This is a genomic window from Sedimenticola selenatireducens, from assembly GCF_007625115.1.
GTDB classification, from domain to species: Bacteria; Pseudomonadota; Gammaproteobacteria; order Chromatiales; family Chromatiaceae; genus Sedimenticola; species Sedimenticola selenatireducens_A.
In genome coordinates this window covers 122,817-143,886 of sequence record NZ_VMNH01000023.1, presented here as the reverse complement: position 1 = coordinate 143,886, position 21,070 = coordinate 122,817, and the positions used below count along the sequence as shown (strand labels likewise).

The following is a 21,070-nucleotide window of genomic DNA, read 5'->3' as shown; positions in this document are numbered from 1 at the left end:
GTCAGCTCCTGGTCGCCTGATCGATTCCTTCTGTCGCTATTTGAGCGAGTGTCTCGATCTGCTCCGGGGAAATCACATAGGGTGGCATCAAGTAGGTGACATTCCCTAATGGTCGTAAGAGTGCGCCTTTTTTTAATGCATGCTGATAGACACGTAGCCCACGACGCTCTTGCCAGGGGAAGGGCTCCCGAGTCTGTTTGTTTTTTACCATCTCAATTGCCACGATCATTCCGTGCTGCCGAACCTCGGCTACATGGGGGTGATCTACCAGGTGGGCTGTTGCCTCGGTCATTACCTTGGCTAAACACTGATTGTTGGCGATGACGTTATCGTCCCGGAAGATATCCAGGCTGGCCAAGGCAACAGCGCAACCCAAGGGGTTGCCGGTGTAACTGTGGGAGTGCAGAAAGGCAGTCAGGTTTTCATAATCATCATAAAATGTACGATAAGTCTGTTCGCTGGTCATTACCACAGAGAGGGGCAGATAACCTGCCGTTAGGCCCTTTGAGAGGCAGAGGAAGTCGGGTGAGATTTTGGCCTGTTCGCAGGCGAACATTGTCCCTGTCCGGCCAAAGCCGACCGCGATCTCATCGGCAATCAGGTGTACCTGGTATCGGTCACAAGCTTCTCGAAGCAGCGTCAGATAGATAGGATGATACATGCGCATATTCCCGGCACACTGTACCAGTGGTTCTACGATTACCGCACTAATCTCATTGCCTTTGTTTGCGAGCAGTGTTTCCATTTCGGCAAACTGGCGGATTGAGAAAGACTCCCAGGATTCGCCCGGTTCACGTCCAAAGCAGTCGGGTGAGGTTACCGTGTCGACTTTCATTAACAGGGGTTCATAGGTCTCTTTGTAGAGTGCGACATCACCCACGGCCAAGGCGCCCAGCGTCTCTCCGTGATAGCTGTTGGAGAGTGTGACGAAGCGGTGCTTGCCTTTATGGCCCTGGTTTTTCCATGAGTGGTAGCTCATTTTTAGGGCGGCTTCTACGGCGGATGAGCCGTTGTCGACATAGAAGCAGCGGTCGAGTCTTTCGGGGGTAATCTCTACTAATCGCTCTGCGAGTTGTATGGCGGGCTCATGTGAAAAACCGGCCAGCATGACGTGTTCCAGTTGATCAACCTGTGACTTGAGCGCGGAATTAATACGGGGGTTGGCATGGCCAAATAGATTCACCCACCATGAACTAACCGCATCGATATAACGATTCCCGTCAAAGTCCTCCAGCCAGACTCCTTCGCCTCGCTTGATGGGGATCATGGGGAGCCATTCATGATCTTTCATCTGAGTGCAGGGGTGCCAGAGTACGGAAAGATCTCGAGCGGCTATTTGTTGATTGTTGCTCATGGTTTTATGACAAATCTTCCTCAGATAGCTAAAGCTTTTGGGGCGTTTTGTAAAAAAAGGCCATCACTACCCGAATAATATAGTGTAAGAGGCCAACGAGGATCAGAAGTAATCCCCATCCTTGTTCTGCAAGTATTAGCAGGCCTCCCAACATAAACAGTGCTGAGCGCCCAGCACTGTGTCTTCCCAATAGTATACGCAGTTGTAATTCTCGATCACGCTGTTGTGCCTGTGTCATCCACAGGGGCAGCAGGTGGCTACTTGCTCCCGTTACCAACGGAAGCAGAAATAGTGGGATGAATGCCTGAGTTGTAGGGGGCGCCGATAGCCATCCCAAACTATGAGCCCCCCCGCTTAAGAGCAGTATCAGCAACCCAATGACGGCGCATGCCAGGGGTGTGGTGGCGCCATGCGGTTGCCAGATCACCAACCGATGAGTTGTGATCAGTGGCAATAAGAACTGGCCCATCGGTATCAACCAAACTATTAAGCCAAAGAGGGCGAGTGGGGAATACCACGCCGCTCCTATTGCAATCAGGAGTGTCCCACCCACAAGCCAAGGCCACTGACGAAGAAGCCAGACACCGGCTTGTGGATCGGGGTAACTGCCGGTGGTTGGGAGGAGCACGCGCAGTGTGCCTAGAGCAGTGAAGCCGATAAATCCGAGTATGTTGACATGCAGATGAAATCGTCTGAGTGCTGCCCAGTGATCCGGCATGAAATACCCCGCCAGAATCGACACCAGGCCTAGCAGTAATGCGCCGAGCGCGAGTTGATACCAGAGTAGACCGGGATGAGGATTTCCCAGCATTGCCCGCTTTCGTCCGCGAATCCAAATGAGCTGCCAAATCACCGCGATCAATCCGGTGATTGCTGCATAGGGATAGATGCTGAATGAGTAAAACAGGCTGAAACTGACCAAGCTACCTGCAATGAGAGCCAGTAAGGTGGGGGCAAGTGATTGGGGTTCTGCCGTACGGGAGCGCGTTAAGACCGGTACAAAATAGGTCATGGCGCCGAGTATTAAAGGTAGTATGCCAATAGCGAAGATCAGGTGAAGAGGGGCTGAGGGCCGCACGGAGAAAAGATGCGGTAAGAGCAGGCCTGACACAAATGAAACGAGGCCAATGAGCAGCAAAGCGATTAAAAACTGGAATCTCCTCACCCTTGGTTCACTTCCATTCCCTGCCAGGTGACTTTAAGTAACTCCTCATAGAACGTGGGTAGCGGTTGTTCAATTACGCCGTCAAGGCGTAAGTGGATCATTCGGATGGCACCACCAAATACGTTGGCGGCAGCTACCCACGGGTCACATTGGCGTATCTCGCCATTCGCCATTCCAGTTTGCACAATATCACGCATTGCCTTGAAGGGCGTTGCACTGCAAACGGGGGGTTCTTCTGGTAAGAATTCACGATGCTTGGCATGGAGAACAAAGGAGATAGTATTGCGCTGGCTTTCAGTCTGTTCAAACAGCAACCGGATCAGCTGGTTACAGCTTTCTACGGCCCCTAATTTCTGTGCCACTACGCTATTGACCAATTCTTCCATCTCACTCAGGACATGATAGTAGAGTGCCTTTGCAATACCTTCTTTGCCGCCAAAATGGTTGTAAATCGAGCCAATGCTGACGTTGGCCTGCTTCTGGATGTCGTGAACTGAGACATTGTAATATCCACACTCAACAAACAGATCAAGCGCTGTATTAAGAATTCGGCGATCGATTGACTCGGAGGCCTCTCTCAGTTTCATTATGTAGGACATGGTGAGTTATTCGCGAAAGATAGGGAATAGTATACCAACATACCCGCCCGATGATTATAGATAATGCACTGATCAGCATTGGGATTACTTGCTGGGATGCTCCCTCCAACATGAATCAGTTACTAATCGCGTAGTGTGAGGCTGTCCCATATCTTCAATGTGGGGCCGGATTGATTCATGGTATAGAAATGCAGGCCCGGTGCGCCATTGTCGAGCAACCGCTGGCACAGTTCACTCACGACATCGAGGCCAAAGTCGCGGATGCTCACGACATCATCAGCATAAGCCTCCAGGCGTTTACGAATCCAGCGAGGGATCTCTGCGCCGCAGGCATCGGAGAAGCGACTCAGGCTGCTGTAGTTGGTGATTGGCATAATGCCGGGAACAATAGGAGCGGTGATGCTGAGCTTTTCGCAGCTTTCTACAAATCGGAAATAGGCGTCTGCATTGTAGAAATACTGGGTAATGGCGGCATTGGCGCCGGCTTCTACCTTACGTTTGAAATTTTTCAGGTCTGCATCCGCATTAGTGGCCTGGGGATGGAATTCCGGATAGGCTGCCACTTCGATGTGGAAGTGATCACCGAACTCTCGACGCACCAGTGACACCAGTTCATTGGCATAATTGAGTTCCCCACGTCCTGCCAAACCAGTACCAGACGGCATGTCTCCACGTAGTGCAACGATTCGCTTTATTCCTTGGCGCTTATACTGATTGAGCATTTGGATGATTTCTTCGGCACTGCTACTAATGCAAGAGATATGGGGTGCGGCCTCTATGCCTTCAGAGACCAGCCACTCAACACTCTGGAAGGTGCGCTGCTGGGTTGATCCACCTGCGCCAAAGGTAACGGAGACATAGAGTGGATTGATGCGATTCAGTTTTCTGACATTATCTTGGAGTTTGCTCATTCCCTCTTCTGTTTTTGGTGGGAAGAGTTCAAAGCTGAACAGCTTTTGATCGGTTTGATTGGCAGTCATTATTTATCTTCGTATACAGGCAACATTGAATACTCCCCCTGCGACAGTTGCATAGGGGGAGCGAATAGATCAGTCAGGCCCCGCGCGAGGCCTTGCTTGCATTAATAGCGGTAGTGATCGGGCTTGTAAGGGCCTTCTACCGGAACACTGATATAGTCTGCCTGTTCCTGAGACAGGGTCGTGAGTTTAACGCCAATTTTCTGCAAATGCAGGCGCGCGACCTCTTCATCCAGTTTCTTTGGCAGGGTGTAGACCTTGTTCTCATATTGACCCGTGCTATTCCAGATCTCCATCTGTGCCAGCGTCTGGTTGGTGAAGCTGTTTGACATTACGAAGCTGGGGTGACCCGTGGCGCAGCCAAGGTTTACCAGTCGCCCCTCAGCCAGCAGGATGATCCGCTTGCCATCGGGGAATATGATGTGATCTACCTGAGGCTTGATGTTATCCCACTCGTACTGTTCCAGGCTGGCGACATCGATCTCATTATCAAAGTGGCCGATATTGCAGACGATGGACTGGTCTTTCATGCGGATCATGTGGTCATGCTGAATCACATGGTAGTTACCTGTCGTGGTCACAAAGATGTCCGCTTCAGCGCAGGCGGTGTTCATCTCTACCACCCGGAAACCTTCCATGGCGGCTTGTAGTGCGCAGATCGGGTCGATCTCACTGACCCACACTGTAGCGCCAAGGCCTTTCAGTGACTGCGCGCAACCTTTGCCCACATCGCCATAGCCGAGCACCATAGCGATCTTGCCCGCGATCATGACGTCGGTTGCTCGCTTGATGCCATCCACCAGAGATTCACGGCAACCATAGAGGTTGTCGAACTTGGATTTGGTCACCGAGTCGTTAACATTGATGGCTGGGAAGGGGAGGTCACCCGCAGCGGCCATCTGGTAGAGGCGATGAACGCCCGTGGTGGTCTCTTCGGTGACACCCTTAATGTTCTTCAAATTATTTGAATACCAGCCAGGCTGAGCGGCGATGCGGGATCGAATTGCCGCGTACATCACCTTCTCTTCTTCACTGCCTGGGTTATCCAGCACGCTGATATCTTTCTCCGCCTTGGTGCCGAGGATCAACAGCCCGGTGGCATCGCCGCCATCATCCAGGATCATATTTGGCGTACCACCATCGTGCCATTCCATGATCTTATGGGTGTACTCCCAGTACTCCGCCAGACTCTCGCCCTTAAAGGCGAATACCGGGATGTTCTGGTTGGCTATCGCTGCCGCCGCATGGTCCTGGGTAGAGAATATGTTGCATGAGGCCCAGCGCACTTCGGCACCCAGCTTGATGAGGGTTTCGATCAGTACAGCGGTCTGAATGGTCATGTGCAGACTGCCGGCGATGCGTGCGCCCTTGAGGGGTTTGCTGTCGCCGTACTTTTCCTGCAGTGCCATCAGGCCCGGCATTTCAGTATTGGCAATAGCGATCTCCTTATGGCCCCACTCGGCCAGTGAGAGATCGGCGATCTTGTAGTCGGTAAAGTTGTTATCAACAACGGCATTCATGATTTAGTCTCCGAAAAAACTAAGCGCCGTTCATATTGATCGAATCCCCCTCATGAGCCTGGCAGGTTGACCTGTTGCAGCGCTTCTCAAGAGGAGGGGTTTTGGGGGCTTGCGTGCTCTCCTTGATTGAACCAGAACGAGGCACGCAAAGCCGTCGGGTCAGGTCTTCAGAGGCCTGCAGCGTCCCTTAACGCTTCTGCCTTGTCGGTCCGTTCCCAGGTGAATTCTGGCTCTTCACGACCGAAGTGTCCATAAGCGGCTGTTTTCTGATAAATCGGTTTTATCAGATCCAGCATCTGCAGGATGCCGTAGGGCCGCAGGTCAAAGTGTTCCCGCACCAGTTGGGCAATCTTATCTTCATCGACCTTAGCGGTGCCAAAGGTCTCGATAGAGATCGAGGTAGGCTCTGCCACGCCAATGGCATAAGAAACCTGGATTTCGCAGCGATCAGCCAGTCCTGCCGCCACGATATTCTTTGCGACATAACGACCTGCGTAGGCCGCCGAGCGGTCCACTTTTGAGGGATCTTTGCCGGAGAAAGCACCGCCACCGTGACGGGCTGCGCCGCCGTAGGTATCAACGATGATCTTTCGGCCGGTGAGGCCGCAATCGCCGACGGGACCACCAATTATGAAGGAGCCTGTGGGATTGATGTGGATCTTGTTTTGCGGACACTTGTCCAGCCACTCTTTGGGCAGGACGGGTTGCAGGATATTCTCCATGACGGCCTCAACCAGGTCGCTCTGTTTGATGTCGGGGTCATGTTGGGTGGAGAGTACGACGGCATCGATACCGGTAACAACACCATTCTGATAGCGCAGGGTCACCTGGCTCTTGGCATCTGGGCGCAGCCAGGGGAGTACCCGCTTTTTACGCATTTCCGCCTGACGCTCTACCAACCGGTGGGCATAGGTAATTGGGGCAGGCATTAAGACTTCAGTCTCATTGGTGGCGTAGCCAAACATCAGGCCTTGATCGCCAGCACCCTGGAGCTCAGGTGCGGTACGATCAACACCCATTGCGATATCACTGGATTGTTTGCCAATCAGCGACATCACCGCACAGGTGCTGCCATCAAAACCTACGTCTGAACTGGTATAGCCGATATCACAAATCACCTTGCGCACCAGGTCATCCAGGTCAACCCAGGCGTTGGTCGAAATCTCACCAGCCACGATAACTACGCCGGTCTTGACCATGGTCTCGCAAGCAACACGGGCATGTTCCGGATTGGGGTCCTGAGTCAGAATGGCGTCCAACACGGCATCAGAGATCTGATCGGCTACCTTGTCAGGATGCCCTTCAGAGACAGATTCTGAGGTAAAGATGTAATCGCTCATAATTTATTTCTTCCAGAAAATGAAAAACCCGTCCAGCTAAGGCTAAAGACGGGTTCGCAGTGTTTCCACTGTTCCCTCGCTTTAGCTGCATTTATTAAGCGCCCGCAATCTGAGTTCAAATTGGCGCAGCGCAAAGTTAGCCTCAACCCGGCTTAAAGTCAATTAATCCACGGTAATGACTTCCATAAGAATTTTATATGATTCTAGCCATTTTTTTAAGGTAGGATTATGTTCCGTTGATTTTGCGCCAATTAATATAGGGTAGACCATATGGCTTCACTGGAAACTCCGGTCTGTGAATTTGGTGCTCCAGCTATCGATTTTACGCTTCCGGGTGTGGATGGCGGGCAGTGGACGCTGGATATGTGCCGGGGCGAAAAGGGTCTACTGGTGATGTTTATCTGTAATCACTGCCCCTATGTGAAGTCAGTGCGCGACCGTATCGTACGCGATGCGCTGGAGTTGAAGACACTCGGTATTAACAGTGTGGCGATCATGTCAAATGATCCAGCTGATTATGAAGAAGACTCTTTTGAGAATATGATTCGGATTGCGGAAACCTATCAGTATCCATTTCCCTATCTGCTGGATGAGCGTCAGTCTGTCGCCAAGGCTTACGGTGCTGTCTGCACCCCCGATTTCTTTGGCTATAATGCCGACCTGAAATTGCAGTACCGCGGACGATTGGATGCCAGCCGAAAAGAGGCGGCCCCTGCTGATGTCAGGCGAGATCTGTTTGAGGCGATGCAGCAGGTTGCTGAGACAGGAGCAGGGCCGAAAGAACAAATTCCCAGCATGGGCTGTTCAATCAAGTGGAAAGATACCGTGTGATTTATCTAGAACTGACCTGATATAACATTTAAAAATCAGTGGGTTAGTTTTTGTTTTAGGGGTTTTTTTACCCCCATAAGTGGATCTGACTTGCTCCGCAGGATCGATGGCGCAAGAATGACATCCCCGCTGCGCCTCTTCTGCGGTGACAAGAAAGGGTGCTGAAAGTCGATTTACATCCACTTCAACAGGGATAAACGACGAACCAATGAATAGAGTGTGAAAACGCCAACTGAATTAAGTGGGCGGTTTCAGTCGAACCGGCGATGCGGTTGATCCCTTCGACAACAAGACAGAATTACTTAACCATCCTTTAGACAGGAGAGACACATGTCCTCACGCAGAAATCTTGCAAACGCCGTTCGTGCACTCAGTATGGACGCGGTCCAGAAGGCCAATTCCGGCCATCCGGGAGCCCCGATGGGCATGGCAGACATTGCCGAGGTGCTCTGGAACGATTACATGAAGCACAATCCGGCTAACCCAAAATGGGCCGACAGGGATCGCTTTGTGCTCTCCAATGGACATGGCTCGATGCTCATCTACTCCTTGTTGCATCTGACCGGCTACGATCTGAGTATTGATGATCTGAAACAGTTTCGTCAGCTGCATTCAAAAACCCCGGGTCATCCCGAGTATGGTTATGCCCCAGGCGTAGAGACCACTACCGGTCCACTCGGACAGGGCATCACCAATGCCGTCGGTATGGCGATTGCAGAGCGTGCACTGGCGGCTGAATTCAATCGTGACGGCCACACTGTGGTTGATCACAACACCTATGTGTTCCTGGGTGACGGTTGTCTGATGGAAGGCATTTCACATGAGGCTTGCTCACTGGCTGGCACCCTGGGTCTGGGTAAGCTGATCGCCTTCTGGGATGACAACGGCATCTCTATCGATGGTCATGTGGATGGCTGGTTCTCTGATGATACGCCCAAGCGTTTTGAAGCTTACGGCTGGCATGTCATTGCTGACGTGGACGGACATGATCCCGAAGCGATCAACAAGGCATTGGAATTCGCCAAGGCGATGACTGATAAGCCAACCATGATCTGCTGCAAGACCACTATCGGTTTTGGTTCGCCGAATAAGGCTGGCAGTCATGCCTGCCATGGTGCGCCCTTAGGTCAAGAAGAGATTAATTTGACCAAGGCTGCGTTGGGTTGGGATCACGCAGCCTTTGATGTGCCAGCGGATGTCTATGCCGGCTGGGATGCCAAAGAGAAAGGCGCTGCAGCTGAGGCTAACTGGAACAGTAAATTCGCCACCTACCAAGCAGCACACCCAGAATTGGCGGCTGAGTTCAAACGCCGGATGGCAGGTGATCTGCCTGAAGACTGGTCTGCAAAGTCAGATGCCTTTGTTGCGCAAATGAATGAAGAGGCAAAAAGCCCGGCAACACGTCAGGCATCACTGGCTGCCATTGAAGGTTATGCAGCCCTGTTACCCGAGCTGTTTGGTGGTTCTGCTGACCTGGGTTGCTCCAACCTTACTGAATGGTCTGGCTACAAACCGATGCGTGCAGAGACCCCCAAGTCCAACTACATCAATTATGGTGTACGTGAATTTGGCATGTCAGCCATCATGAACGGTGTGGCTTTGCACGGTGGCCTTATTCCGTTTGGCGCAACTTTCCTGATGTTCTCGGAATATGCACGAAATGCCCTGCGCATGGCGGCCCTGATGAAGCAGCGCTCTATCTTTGTTTACACCCATGACTCAATCGGCCTGGGTGAAGATGGACCGACTCATCAGCCGGTTGAGCAGATCGCCACCATGCGCATGATCCCCAACATGGCGTTGTGGCGTCCCTGTGACACGGTTGAGACGGCGGTTGCCTGGAAGTCGGCTATTGAAAGACAAGATGGCCCATCATCATTGATCTTCTCACGTCAGGGTCTACCCTTCATGCAGCGCTCAGCGCAGCAGATTGCTGATATTGCCAAGGGTGGTTATGTTTTGCGTGACTGTGATGGAACGCCTGATGCAATCATTCTTGCCACGGGTTCTGAAGTGGGTCTTGCGGTTGATGCAGCGACAGAATTGTCCGGTAAAGGAAAAAAGATCCGGGTCGTTTCCATGCCCTCTGTTGACGCCTTTGAATCACAAGATGCGGCCTATCGTGAATCGGTACTGCCTGCCGCTGTGACCGCACGCGTGGCCGTTGAAGCCGGTGTCACCGCCAGCTGGTACAAGTATGCGCAAAAGGTGGTGGGTATCGATCATTTTGGTGAGTCCGCACCAGCGGATCAGCTCTTCAAAGAATTTGGCTTCACGGTTGAGAATGTTGTCAAGGCAGTGGAAGAGACGCTCTGAAACTGATGGGAATATAAAAGGGGCAGTGGGAATCTGCCCCTCGATTTTGATTTTAAATAGTAGTAATACAATTATTTGGAGGTTTGTCTAATGACTATCAAAGTAGGCATTAACGGTTTTGGTCGAATCGGGCGTATGGTATTCCGTGCGGCAGTTCAGGATTTTTCAGATATCGAAATTGTTGGTATCAATGACCTGTTGGATCCCGATTATCTGGCATACATGCTGAAGTATGATTCGGTACATGGTCGCTTCAAAGGTGATGTCTCCGTTGATGGCAATACGCTGATTGTCAACGGTAACCGGATTCGTCTGACCGCCGAGCGTGATCCAGCCAACCTGAAATGGAATGAGGTGGGTGCAGATGTGGTTGTTGAGTCTACCGGTCTGTTCCTGACCAAAGAGACCTGCGAAAAACACATCCAAGCTGGCGCCAAAAAGGTTATCCAGAGTGCTCCGAGTAAAGATGACACCCCGATGTTTGTGTATGGCGTGAACCATGACAAGTATGCTGGCGAGACCATCATCTCTAACGCTTCCTGTACCACCAACTGCCTGGCACCGATTGCCAAGGTCCTGAATGATAGTTTTGGTATCAAGCGTGGTCTGATGACCACTGTGCACGCAGCAACCGCTACCCAGAAAACCGTTGATGGTCCTTCCATGAAGGACTGGCGCGGTGGTCGTGGCATCCTCGAGAACATGATCCCTTCATCCACCGGTGCTGCAAAGGCGGTGGGCAAGGTTATTCCTGAACTGAATGGCCTGCTGACCGGTATGTCTATCCGCGTGCCGACCTCTGATGTGTCTGTTGTAGATCTGACCGTCGAGCTCAACAGTGAAGCCTCTTATGAAGATATCTGTAATGCCATGAAGGATGCCTCAGAAGGCAACATGAAAGGCGTTCTCGGTTATACCAATGAAAAAGTGGTTTCAACCGATTTTCGTGGTGAGTCCTGCACATCTACCTTCGACGAAGGCGCTGGTATTGCACTGGATAGCACCTTTGTGAAAGTGGTCTCCTGGTATGACAATGAGTGGGGTTACTCCAGCAAGGTACTGGAGATGATTCGTGTTATGCAGAGCTGAACTACCGTCATACCCGACTGACATGCTGTCTTGTGTCGGTCGGTAGAAGAGAATGATGCCCCGGTGCCTGTTATTTCACACCGGGGCACTCATTTGCTGTAAGAGAGGCCTTAGTTGAAATAATCCTTTCACCTAATTCCTTTTTAATATTAAACAGTTGCTCGTAGGAGATTCTTCCATGTCCGTTATAAAGATGACTGACCTTGACCTGGCCGGTAAGAGGGTGTTGATCCGTCAGGATCTGAACGTGCCAATCAAAGAAGGTAAGGTGGCTTCAGCTAAAAGAATCCAGGCTTCCATTCCCACGATTGAACACTGTATCAAAGCAGGTGCTCAGGTCATGCTGATGTCCCATCTGGGTCGTCCGACTGAGGGTGAGTATGCAGAGGAGTTTTCACTCGCACCTGTTGCAAGCTACCTTTCAGAGGCATTTGGAAAAGAGGTGAAGCTGGTCAGTGACTATTTGCAGAACAGTCCGGTGCTGAATAATGGCGATGTGGTGCTGCTTGAGAACGTTCGCTTCAATGTAGGTGAAAAGAAGAATGATGAGGCCCTTTCAAAGCAGTATGCGGCACTGTGTGATATCTATGTAATGGATGCCTTTGGAACAGCGCATCGTGCGCAAGCTTCCACTCACGGCGCTGGTACCTATGCACCTACAGCTTGTGCCGGACCGCTACTCGCAGGCGAACTTGAGGCACTTGGCAAGGCATTGGATAACCCTGCACGCCCAATGGCGGCGATTGTCGGCGGCTCAAAAGTCTCCACAAAACTAACGGTGTTGGATGCGCTTTCAAAGATTGTAGATCAGCTGATACCCGGTGGTGGTATTGCCAATACGTTTATTGCTGCAGCTGGGTACAATGTAGGTAAGTCACTTTATGAGGCTGATCTGATTCCAGAGGCCAAACGACTGATGGAAGTGGCTAAATCTAAAGGCGGCGAGATTCCGGTGCCGACCGATGTGGTATGCGGCAAGGCGTTTTCAGAATCGGCTGAAGCCACGGTCAAGCGGGTGGAAGATGTGGCGGATGACGATATGATTTTTGATATCGGCCCTGAGACCGCCGCTCGTTTTGCCGATATGATGAAGTCTGCTGGAACCATTGTCTGGAATGGCCCGGTAGGTGTTTTTGAGTTTGACCAGTTCGGAGCAGGTACGCAGACGCTAGGTTTGGCTATTGCAGAATCGGCGGCCTTCTCAATTGCGGGTGGCGGCGATACCTTAGCCGCTGTGGATAAATATGAGATTGCTGACCGCGTCTCTTATATCTCAACGGGTGGTGGTGCCTTCCTGGAATTCCTGGAAGGCAAGAAACTGCCTGCTGTAGAGATGCTGGAGACCCGAGCGGCAGGATAAATCATGAGGGATCATCGCTGTGAGGATTCAGCGGTGATCCCGGAGACACTATGTTAAGAAGAACAAAGATATTGGCGACACTGGGGCCAGCAACAGACGACCCCAAGGTGTTGGATCAACTGATTGGTGCCGGCGTGGATGTGGTACGGCTCAATCTTTCCCACGGTACCCATGAAGAACATCGTCGACGTGCAGAGAGTGTGCGTGACCGGGCTAGGGCCAGTGGGCGTCAGGTCGGTGTGCTGGTTGATTTGCAGGGGCCCAAGATCAGGATTACGGGATTTAAGCAGGGGAAGATTGAGCTACAGACTGATGATCCCTTCATACTGGATACACAGTGTGGAGCAAAAGACGGGGATCAAACGCGGGTTGGAATGACATTCCCCGAATTGATAAAAGATATCAAGCGTGGAGATACCCTGGTCTTGGCTGATGGTGCCATCGTCCTTTGGGTTAATGAAGTCTCGGACATTGAGATCTTCTGTAAGGTGGTGACAGGTGGTGAGCTCTCCAATAGCAAAGGTATCAATAAACAGGGTGGCGGACTTTCAGCGCCAGCACTGACCGAAAAAGATAAAGAAGATATCCGATTTGCGGCGAGTATTGAGGCCGATTATTTGGCGGTCTCTTTTGTACGCAGCGCCGACGATGTTGATGAAGCACGGATGTTGTTGCGTGAGGCGGGTGGTACAGGCGGTATCGTCTCGAAGATCGAGCGTGCTGAAGCACTGGAAGTAATAGAACCGATTATTGAGGCCTCTGAGGCGATCATGATCGCTCGTGGTGATCTCGGTGTGGAGATTGGTGATGCAGAGTTGCCTGCCGTACAGAAACGTCTGATTAGACAGGCCCGCTCACGTAACAAAGTGGCAATCACAGCAACCCAGATGATGGAGTCAATGATTGAACATCCGATTCCAACACGGGCAGAGGTGTTTGATGTTGCGAATGCAGTGTTGGATGGTACCGATGCCGTAATGCTCTCTGCAGAAACTGCTGCAGGTAAATATCCGGTGCAGACTGTCGAGGCAATGAGCAAGATCTGTCGCGAAGCGGAAAAACAGCGCAAGGTACTCAAATCACACCATCGACTGAACAGCGTTTTTGGCCGTATCGATGAAGCGATTGCCATGGCCGCAATGTATACAGCCAACCACCTGAACGTGGCGGCCATTGCGGCCTGGACAGAGACTGGTTATACGCCAATGTGGATGTCAAGAATCAGTTCAGGCATTCCGATTTATGCATTGACTTCTCACGTGGCTACGCGCCGAAAAGTTACGCTTTTCCGTGGTGTCTACCCCGTTAGCTTCGACATATCAAGCTCGGATAATCAAGATATTAACAAGGCCATCGTTAGTGAGATGTTACAGCGCGGTGCCGTGCGCAATGGTGATTTGATCATTATTACCAAAGGTGACACCAATGGAGTGATGGGTGGCACTAACGTCATGAAGATTTTACGGGTAGGTGAACACTGTTGAGCATGCCGATCGGGCATTAATTACTGCTTGAACAGGATACGGATACAGAGCCAGATATAATTCATAACTGGCGGATTTAAAAATTTATTAAGAAGGAGAAAATCATGCCTCTGATTTCCATGCGACAACTGCTGGACTATGCTGCCGAAAACCAATTTGGTATGCCAGCTTTCAACGTTAATAATATGGAGCAGGTACACGCCATTATGCAGGCGGCGGACGAAACCGATAGTCCCGTGATTATGCAGGGCTCTGCGGGTGCACGTGCTTATGCGGGTGAAACATTCCTGCGACATCTGATTCTTGCAGCTTTAGAGGCCTATCCACATATCCCTATTGTTATGCACCAGGATCACGGTACTTCGCCTGCCGTCTGTCTACGTTCTATTCAGTCTGGTTTTTCGTCGGTCATGATGGACGGTTCCCTGCTGGATAACGGCAAGACGCCTTCATCCTATGAATATAACGTCGACGTGACGCGTAGAGTGGTTGAGATGGCCCATGCCGGTGGTGTCTCCGTTGAGGGTGAACTGGGCTGTTTGGGCTCGCTTGAGACGGGTGAAGCCGGTGAAGAAGATGGCATCGGAGCTGAAGGTAAGTTGGATATGGATCAGCTGCTGACCGATCCAGAGCAGGCAGCTGATTTCGTAAAGCTGACTCAGGTTGATGCGCTGGCTATTGCCATCGGTACCTCTCACGGTGCCTATAAGTTCACCAAGAAACCTACTGGAGAGGTATTACGCATCGATCGAATCAAAGAGATCCATCAGCGTATTCCTAATACCCATCTGGTGATGCATGGCTCTTCTTCCGTACCGCAGGATTGGCTGGCGATCATCAATAACTTCGGTGGCGACATGGGGCAGACCTATGGTGTACCTGTTGAAGAGATCGTTGAAGGTATCAAGCACGGTGTGCGTAAAGTGAATATCGACACCGATCTGCGTATGGCCTCAACCGGATCAATTCGCCGTCATCTACATGAAAATGCCGCTAACTTTGATCCGCGGAAGTTCCTGAAAGAGGCGACCAAAGGAATGAAAGAGATCTGTAAGGCTCGCTATGAGGCCTTTGGTTGTAGCGGTCATGGTTCAAAGGTTAAAGCCCAATCTCTGGAGACCATGTTTGCGCTCTATGAAAGTGGAGAGCTGGATCCAAAAATCAGCTAAATTGAGTGCTTAATGAGCATTTTTTAGAAGGGGCGCCCAAAAGGCGCCCCTTTTTTATGGGAATTAAGATTTAGATTTTCACTTCCTTGACATAGAATTCATTGATAGTGCCTCGATATGTAGAGATATTCATAGTAAAGAGCACCGGTTTACCAGATGGCCACTCAGTCAATCTGAGGCGGAAGCAGGTCAAGCAAGCATTGAACCAAAGAGAGGAGCGGGAACGTGGGGGAACTTTACCGAGTGGTCTACACTGGACAGTTGCGTTTAGGGATGGAAAAGCGTGAGGTGATTGCCAGTTTCTGTCAGCGCTTCAAGGTATCAGAAGATAAGGCGAGAAAGGTACTCTCCTCAACAAAAGATCTTACTTTAAAAAAAGATCTGGAAAAGGCCAAAGCTGAAAAGTATCTGCAGGCACTTGAATCAATCGGCATGATTGTAAGGCTGGAACCGATGGCGCAGGCTTCGGGGTTGGATGGACTCTCTTTGGTGCCTCTGGACGGTAAAGAGGAGGCTCCAAAAAGTGAGCCTGCTGCTGTAGTGGCTGAACCCAGTAAACCGAAAAAGCCCCGTTGTCCAAAATGTGGCTCTGATAGAGTCGAGGGCGATAACTGCCTTGCCTGCGGTATTGTGCTCTCCAAGTTTCTGGCCAGACAGGCCGCAGAGGCTGAAAATGAGGCGCTTAATACTGAGTGGACATCTGACGATCAAACTGGACAAGCACAGGGGGTACGTGATCCTTACGCCGCACCAGAAGCTGACTTGGTATCTGGTGCGTTGGCGGGGGAGTTGTCGGACCCGGTGTCACATTCCGCGGGACATGGGTGGGAATGGATCACTCGAGGGTTTTGGCACTTCAAGCAAAATCCACTGGCCTGGATTCTAACGATAGTGATTTGGGTCGTTATTTCGCTTGCGGTCAGTATGGTTCCTTTCATTGGCTCATTAGCCATTACACTCTTCTCCCCAGTCGTCCTTGCGGGATTTATGTTGGGCTGTGCAGCCCAGGATCATGGCGACGATTTTGAGATCAGCCATCTGTTTGCAGGTTTCTCCTCCAGTGTTGGGCAGCTGGTGCTGGTGGGTCTGCTTTATCTGGTTGGCTTTATCATTATCATGTTTGTCATGACCCTGTTTGGTGGCGGTGTGATGTTCGGCATGATGGGTGGGATGGAGTCGATGGAGAATCCCGATCCAACCATGCTTTCATCTGCGGCGGGCGTGGGTTCCGTGATCCTGATGATATTGGTGGCCTTTGGTCTCTCAATACCCTTGATGATGGCGTACTGGTTTGCCCCGGCGCTGATTGCCATGGAAGGACTCTCAGCCATAGAGGCTATGAAATTGAGCTTTGCTGGTTGCCTAAAAAATATTCTGCCGTTCCTGATTTACGGTATTGTGATGATGATCATTTTTGTCATCGGGAGTATTCCGGTTGGCCTTGGCCTGTTAGTGGTCATGCCTGTTATCACGGCTTCAATTTATACGGCCTATCGCGATATTTATTACAACTGACTATTGATGAATGCTTGATACCGCTCGCCGTTATGAGATACCAGAAGGTATCGAGCTGGGCTTTCGGGTTGCCGGTCCCGTGGTTCGGGCCTGTGCCTGGGCTATTGATCTGTTAATACGCGCGGGTCTCTATCTGGCTATTGCCATTCCTTTTTCATTTATGGGTGGTTTGGGGCTTGGCGTAACGCTAATTATTTTCTTTTTGATTGAATGGTTCTATCCGGTTGTTTTTGAGTTACGTCAGGGTGCCACACCGGGAAAAAAGGCCATGGGACTGGAGGTAATCCATGATGATGGTACACCAATAGCCTGGTCTGCATCGTTAATCAGGAATCTCCTCAGAACAGCCGATTTTTTGCCTTTTCTCTATGCTACGGGACTGATTTCCATGTTGTTGAATCAGAACTTCAAGCGGTTGGGCGATCTGGCCGCCGGTTCGATCGTAGTCTATCGGGATAAGGTTGGCGTGCGTCCTGAGTTGCCGAGTGTTAAACCATTGCATCCGCCCCAGGCAATGATGCGTGATGGAGGCCGGACCCTGTTGGCGTTTGCCGAACGTTCTGCTGTATTGACATCAGATCGTCGTATTGAATTGGCCGAGATACTGTCTGATCTGACAGATAGAAAGGGTGAAGAGGCGGTTGCCGAGCTTCACGCCTACGCCAGCTGGCTGGCGCAGGGACGTTAGCGTGCGACAACGCGCGTTTGAGCAACACCATCGGGATGATTGGGAACAGTTACGTCATGTACTGAATGATCTTGATCGCCCAAGGCGAAAACGCCAACTCAACTCCGTAGCAACCGGTTGTTTACCAAAACTCTATCGTGCTGTTTGTAATCACTATGCATTGGTCTGCAGTCGTCATTACAGCCCTGCCCTGGAGATGGAGTTGCATGAGTTGATTGTGCGTGGGCATCGCCATCTCTATAAAGGGCGCGGTGCCCACCTATGGCGCTTGGTTATCTTTGTCAGCGTTGGTTTCCCACAAGTCTTTAGAAAACATATCGCCTACTTCTGGATCGCAACCTTTCTCCTATTAGCGCCGGGTCTGTTGGTGGGTGGCTACTGCTATTTCAACTCTGAACTGATCTACAGTGTGATGGATGATGCCCAGGTGGCACAAATGGAGGCGATGTACGATCCTTCAAACAGAAAGCCGGGGCGGGCGTTGGATCGCAGTGCTGAGACCGATATGTTGATGTTCGGACACTACATTTCAAACAATATTGGCATTGGATTTCGTACCTTTGCGGGCGGCATGCTGTTCGGTATTGGCTCAATGTTGCTGCTGCTCTTTAACGGTGTCTTTATAGGGGCCGTGGCAGGGCATTTAACACGCATGGGTTATCAGGATACTTTTTGGCCCTTTGTAAGCGGACATGGCTCTTTTGAGCTAACGGCCATTGTGATTTGTGGCGCTTCGGGTTTGATGCTCGGGCACGCACTGATTGCACCCGGACAGCGTACGCGGATTGAATCATTGAAGTGGCGAGCGGCAGATGCCCTGAAACTGGTGATGGGTGCGGCACTGATGTTATTAGTGGCGGCATTTATTGAGGCGTTTTGGTCTTCGAGTGATGCCGCGATAGTGGTTAAGTATAGTGTTGCGGCGATTCTGTGGCTGTTTGTTGCGCTCTACCTTGGATTTGCCGGGAGGGGATCGCATGGAGCTGGATAAAATTGCGGTCAAGGTGAGACCAAGAACACCCTGGGAAGCGATTGATCTCGGCTTTACGATGGCGAGGGCATGGTTTCTCCCGTTGTGGTTACTCTGGATGGCTGTGGCTCTTCCTGTCTATCTGTTAGCGGTGTTGCTGCTGCCGGATGAGCCGGTATGGGTGATCTTGATCTTCTGGTGGTGCAAGCCAATGTATGAGCCGATGTTACTCTTCTGGATGAGTCGGGCACTGTTTGGAGAGCGAGTCAGTTTGTCGTCTGTACTCAAGCGAGGTTGGAACATTGTCTGGCCTCAATTGCTTAATAATCTCACCTGGCGTCGGTTAAATCTTAATCGTTCATTTAGTATGCCGGTGTCTGTACTCGAAGGCTTGAAAGGTAAGGCTCGAAAAAAGCGTATTGCTGTATTGGGTCGTGGTCAGCAGGGGAGTGTGTGGCTGACCATCGTGGGCGCTCATTTTGAAATTGCCCTGGAGGTTTCGTGCATACTGCTGATTGTTGTCATGCTGCCTGAGGAGCTTCAGTGGTTGGATATTGATGCGTTCCTATTGCAGCCTGGAAATCTTGAGCAGTGGTTGCAACACGTCGGCGATATTCTTGCTATGTCACTGATAGCCCCTTTTTACGTGGCCGGTGGTTTTGGTCTCTATCTCACTCGGCGGACAGAATTAGAGGCGTGGGATATTGAGATCGATTTTCGCCAACTCATGAATAGAGCATCCAAACAAAAAGCAGCGGCACCGACCTTGGCCATAATCTCACTGTTGAGTGTCATGTTTGTGGGGCTGTTTTTTACGCCTTCTTATGTGGAGGCGGAGACCCTGAGCCGCGATCAGGCAAAGAGCCATATTGAAGCGGTACTTACCGATGAAGTATTTGGCAAAAAGAAGGTCATCACCTATTGGAATCCGATCGACAAAGAGAAGAGTGATGCAGATCTGGGTTGGCTAATGGAATGGATCCTCTCTGCACTGGAGGGCTTTACCCAGGGTTTTGCTGCATTTGGAAAAGGGGTTCTATTGGTGACGGCCGGTTTTTTACTGGCTTGGCTAATCTATAAGGCATTGGCTAATCGTGGCGAGTGGGCCATCAATGGCCGAGGGAAAGCTAAATCAATATCCCGACCTGTTACGTTATTTGGGTTGGCTATGGACACAGAAAGCCTACCGCCTGACATCACGGCAGAGTGTCAGCGACTTGTTAATCTTGGGCAGATTAGAGCGGCGTTGAGTTTGCTCTATCGTGGCGCATTGGTGGCATTGCTTGAGCAGGATCAGCTTGAAGTACCCGGTAGTGCAACAGAACAAGAGTGTCTTGAACTGGTTCAGGCGAATTGTCCCGGACCACTTTCTGATTTCTTTGCTGTTCTGACGCCGGTCTGGATTCAACTCGCCTATGATCACCAAACCCCGAGCGAAGATGAGGTTGTGGCTTTTTGTAATCATTGGGACCGGCTGTTTGGTGGAGTAGTTAAGCATGCGGACTAAAGTGGTCCTCACCATCATCGGTTTGTTGTTGCTGCTTCTACTGGGTTGGTGGGTGCAGTGGTTTTTTGCCAATCATGAGCAGAAGAGTCGAGAAATCAAGGCCGATGTATCGCCATTGGCAAAGCGAAATTCAATGTTGGCCGCCGATCTCTTTCTGCAACGTTTGGGCAAGGCAAGTGAGAGTATCAGTGGACGTGATTATCTATTGAATCCACCTGTAGATCCGGGCTTGCTAGTAGTCAGTCGACTTGGCAGCTCTCTTCCTGAAGAGCGACAGACCTTGCTGCTGGAATGGGTGGGTCGTGGCGGCCATCTGGTTATCGCTCCTGAAAAGAGTCTGGATGATGAAGGGCGTAGCAATAGCCTGTTCGAATATCTGGGAGTAGAGATCAATCGGTATGAGAAGGCCGAAGTTGATGAGCAAGATGTTGCGGCTACGATAAAAATAGATCAGTCCGATAAGTTACTGCCGGTGATATTTGAAATGTCTGATCTCCCCGGTGAGATTGCCGTGGCATTTACGGATAAGTATACGTTGTTCGATAGTGCGGGACATGCAGATTGGCAGGTCGAAACCGACGAAGGTGCCCATCTCCTGCAATTTGATATTGGGCAGGGAAAGGTCACGGTGTTGAGTGATCTGGTTATTTTTACTAATGATCAGATTGGTGAGCATGATCACGCCCTTTTTTTGGCCCGGCTGGCAAATGACCTGCCCCATGTCTGGTTACTTTATAGCAGTGATATGCCGTCATTGATCCAGTTGCTTTGGCGGCACGCGACAGCGCTGATGATTTCTCTATGCACTCTTTTCGTGCTGTTGATGTGGTCACTGACCCAACGTAGCGGCCCCCTTCTCGAGAATAGGCACGAGATTAGGCGTAATCTGATGGAACACCTAACTGCAGTGGGCCACTACCTTTGGCGTACAGACAAGGCCGCTGAAACATTCAAAAACGCTCAGGCGGCTTTAGAGCAGAGCTGGCTACGCAGGCATCCGGTCTTAGTGAATATGCAACAAGCAGAGCGCTGTCACTGGATTGCCGATCATATTGATATGACACAGCACGCCGTTGAACGTGCCCTGTATGGTAGTTACCAGGGTGAGCATGAATTTATTCAAGTAACGGCAATACAGCAGAAACTTGTCGCCGCGTTATTCAAATAGCAGGTAGGGCATAAGGGG

The 21,070-nt window shown here is 50.9% G+C and carries 17 protein-coding genes and 1 riboswitch; of the genes, 11 read left to right on the top strand and 6 right to left on the bottom strand.

What is annotated here, in order from left to right; all coding sequences use genetic code 11:
* Position 1: 1 nt before the first annotated feature.
* From FHP88_RS15350 to metK, 6 genes are all read right to left on the bottom strand, one after another.
* The gene (locus FHP88_RS15350) at positions 2–1,354 is read right to left on the bottom strand and encodes an adenosylmethionine--8-amino-7-oxononanoate transaminase (RefSeq protein ID WP_144359969.1); all 1,353 of its coding nucleotides are present in this window, start codon (positions 1,352–1,354) and stop codon (positions 2–4) included.
* Between the two features lie 28 nt (positions 1,355–1,382).
* Positions 1,383–2,432 carry a hypothetical protein gene (locus tag FHP88_RS15345; protein ID WP_144359968.1) on the bottom strand — a complete coding sequence of 350 codons (1,050 nt, stop codon included), beginning with the start codon at positions 2,430–2,432 and terminating at the stop codon, positions 1,383–1,385.
* An 83-nt stretch (positions 2,433–2,515) separates the two neighbouring features.
* Positions 2,516–3,106 (bottom strand): TetR/AcrR family transcriptional regulator, encoded by a 591-nt coding sequence (locus FHP88_RS15340; protein ID WP_260843333.1) that lies wholly within the window; start codon positions 3,104–3,106, stop codon positions 2,516–2,518.
* Positions 3,107–3,240: 134 nt separating this feature from the next.
* Positions 3,241–4,098, bottom strand: coding sequence for a methylenetetrahydrofolate reductase [NAD(P)H] (gene metF / locus FHP88_RS15335; protein WP_144359966.1), 858 nt, complete (start codon positions 4,096–4,098; stop codon positions 3,241–3,243).
* A 101-nt stretch (positions 4,099–4,199) separates the two neighbouring features.
* Positions 4,200–5,615: an adenosylhomocysteinase gene (gene ahcY, locus FHP88_RS15330; protein WP_144359965.1), complete on the bottom strand. Its 1,416-nt coding sequence runs from the start codon at positions 5,613–5,615 to the stop codon at positions 4,200–4,202.
* Positions 5,616–5,629: 14 nt separating this feature from the next.
* Positions 5,630–5,709: riboswitch (S-adenosyl-L-homocysteine riboswitch) on the bottom strand.
* Between the two features lie 73 nt (positions 5,710–5,782).
* Positions 5,783–6,955 carry a methionine adenosyltransferase gene (gene metK, locus FHP88_RS15325; RefSeq protein ID WP_144359964.1) on the bottom strand — a complete coding sequence of 391 codons (1,173 nt, stop codon included), beginning with the start codon at positions 6,953–6,955 and terminating at the stop codon, positions 5,783–5,785.
* Between the two features lie 270 nt (positions 6,956–7,225).
* Between metK and FHP88_RS15320 the strand changes: the two genes are divergently transcribed.
* The 11 genes from FHP88_RS15320 (at position 7,226) to FHP88_RS15270 (ending at position 21,052) form a co-directional block, all read left to right on the top strand.
* Positions 7,226–7,786, top strand: coding sequence for a thioredoxin family protein (locus tag FHP88_RS15320; protein WP_144359963.1), 561 nt, complete (start codon positions 7,226–7,228; stop codon positions 7,784–7,786).
* Positions 7,787–8,116: 330 nt separating this feature from the next.
* Positions 8,117–10,102, top strand: coding sequence for a transketolase (tkt, locus tag FHP88_RS15315; protein WP_144359962.1), 1,986 nt, complete (start codon positions 8,117–8,119; stop codon positions 10,100–10,102).
* 90 nt (positions 10,103–10,192) lie between these two features.
* Positions 10,193–11,191 (top strand): type I glyceraldehyde-3-phosphate dehydrogenase, encoded by a 999-nt coding sequence (gene gap, locus FHP88_RS15310; RefSeq protein ID WP_144359961.1) that lies wholly within the window; start codon positions 10,193–10,195, stop codon positions 11,189–11,191.
* Positions 11,192–11,369: 178 nt separating this feature from the next.
* On the top strand, positions 11,370–12,551 hold the full coding sequence (locus FHP88_RS15305) for a phosphoglycerate kinase (protein WP_144359960.1): 1,182 nt from the start codon (positions 11,370–11,372) through the stop codon (positions 12,549–12,551).
* 50 nt (positions 12,552–12,601) lie between these two features.
* Positions 12,602–14,035, top strand: a complete 1,434-nt coding sequence (gene pyk, locus FHP88_RS15300) for a pyruvate kinase (RefSeq protein WP_144359959.1) — start codon at positions 12,602–12,604, stop codon at positions 14,033–14,035.
* Positions 14,036–14,139: 104 nt separating this feature from the next.
* Entirely contained in the window at positions 14,140–15,204 is a 1,065-nt protein-coding gene (gene fba / locus FHP88_RS15295; RefSeq protein WP_144359958.1) for a class II fructose-bisphosphate aldolase, read from the top strand.
* A 225-nt stretch (positions 15,205–15,429) separates the two neighbouring features.
* Complete coding sequence (locus tag FHP88_RS15290; protein ID WP_144359957.1) at positions 15,430–16,719, top strand: BPSS1780 family membrane protein; 1,290 nt, start codon at positions 15,430–15,432, stop codon at positions 16,717–16,719.
* 10 nt (positions 16,720–16,729) lie between these two features.
* Positions 16,730–17,407 carry an RDD family protein gene (locus FHP88_RS15285; protein ID WP_144359956.1) on the top strand — a complete coding sequence of 226 codons (678 nt, stop codon included), beginning with the start codon at positions 16,730–16,732 and terminating at the stop codon, positions 17,405–17,407.
* Position 17,408: 1 nt separating this feature from the next.
* On the top strand, positions 17,409–18,398 hold the full coding sequence (locus tag FHP88_RS15280) for a stage II sporulation protein M (protein WP_144359955.1): 990 nt from the start codon (positions 17,409–17,411) through the stop codon (positions 18,396–18,398).
* Positions 18,385–19,884, top strand: coding sequence for a DUF4129 domain-containing protein (locus FHP88_RS15275; protein ID WP_144359954.1), 1,500 nt, complete (start codon positions 18,385–18,387; stop codon positions 19,882–19,884). The genes FHP88_RS15280 and FHP88_RS15275 overlap by 14 nt, the downstream gene beginning before the upstream one ends.
* Complete coding sequence (locus FHP88_RS15270) at positions 19,874–21,052, top strand: DUF4350 domain-containing protein (protein WP_144359953.1); 1,179 nt, start codon at positions 19,874–19,876, stop codon at positions 21,050–21,052. The genes FHP88_RS15275 and FHP88_RS15270 overlap by 11 nt, the downstream gene beginning before the upstream one ends.
* Positions 21,053–21,070: the final 18 nt, after the last annotated feature.

Bases quoted from the DNA above. Each gene is read 5' to 3' on its own strand.
- gap (WP_144359961.1), top strand. From the start codon at position 10,193: ATGACTATCAAAGTAGGCATTAACGGTTTTGGTCGAATCGGGCGTATG.
- FHP88_RS15350 (WP_144359969.1), bottom strand. From the start codon at position 1,354: ATGAGCAACAATCAACAAATAGCCGCTCGAGATCTTTCCGTACTCTGG.
- ahcY (WP_144359965.1), bottom strand. From the start codon at position 5,615: ATGAATGCCGTTGTTGATAACAACTTTACCGACTACAAGATCGCCGAT.
- fba (WP_144359958.1), top strand. From the start codon at position 14,140: ATGCCTCTGATTTCCATGCGACAACTGCTGGACTATGCTGCCGAAAAC.
- pyk (WP_144359959.1), top strand. From the start codon at position 12,602: ATGTTAAGAAGAACAAAGATATTGGCGACACTGGGGCCAGCAACAGAC.
- FHP88_RS15270 (WP_144359953.1), top strand. From the start codon at position 19,874: ATGCGGACTAAAGTGGTCCTCACCATCATCGGTTTGTTGTTGCTGCTT.
- tkt (WP_144359962.1), top strand. From the start codon at position 8,117: ATGTCCTCACGCAGAAATCTTGCAAACGCCGTTCGTGCACTCAGTATG.
- FHP88_RS15305 (WP_144359960.1), top strand. From the start codon at position 11,370: ATGTCCGTTATAAAGATGACTGACCTTGACCTGGCCGGTAAGAGGGTG.
- metK (WP_144359964.1), bottom strand. From the start codon at position 6,955: ATGAGCGATTACATCTTTACCTCAGAATCTGTCTCTGAAGGGCATCCT.
- FHP88_RS15275 (WP_144359954.1), top strand. From the start codon at position 18,385: ATGGAGCTGGATAAAATTGCGGTCAAGGTGAGACCAAGAACACCCTGG.
- FHP88_RS15340 (WP_260843333.1), bottom strand. From the start codon at position 3,106: ATGAAACTGAGAGAGGCCTCCGAGTCAATCGATCGCCGAATTCTTAAT.
- metF (WP_144359966.1), bottom strand. From the start codon at position 4,098: ATGACTGCCAATCAAACCGATCAAAAGCTGTTCAGCTTTGAACTCTTC.
- FHP88_RS15285 (WP_144359956.1), top strand. From the start codon at position 16,730: ATGCTTGATACCGCTCGCCGTTATGAGATACCAGAAGGTATCGAGCTG.
- FHP88_RS15320 (WP_144359963.1), top strand. From the start codon at position 7,226: ATGGCTTCACTGGAAACTCCGGTCTGTGAATTTGGTGCTCCAGCTATC.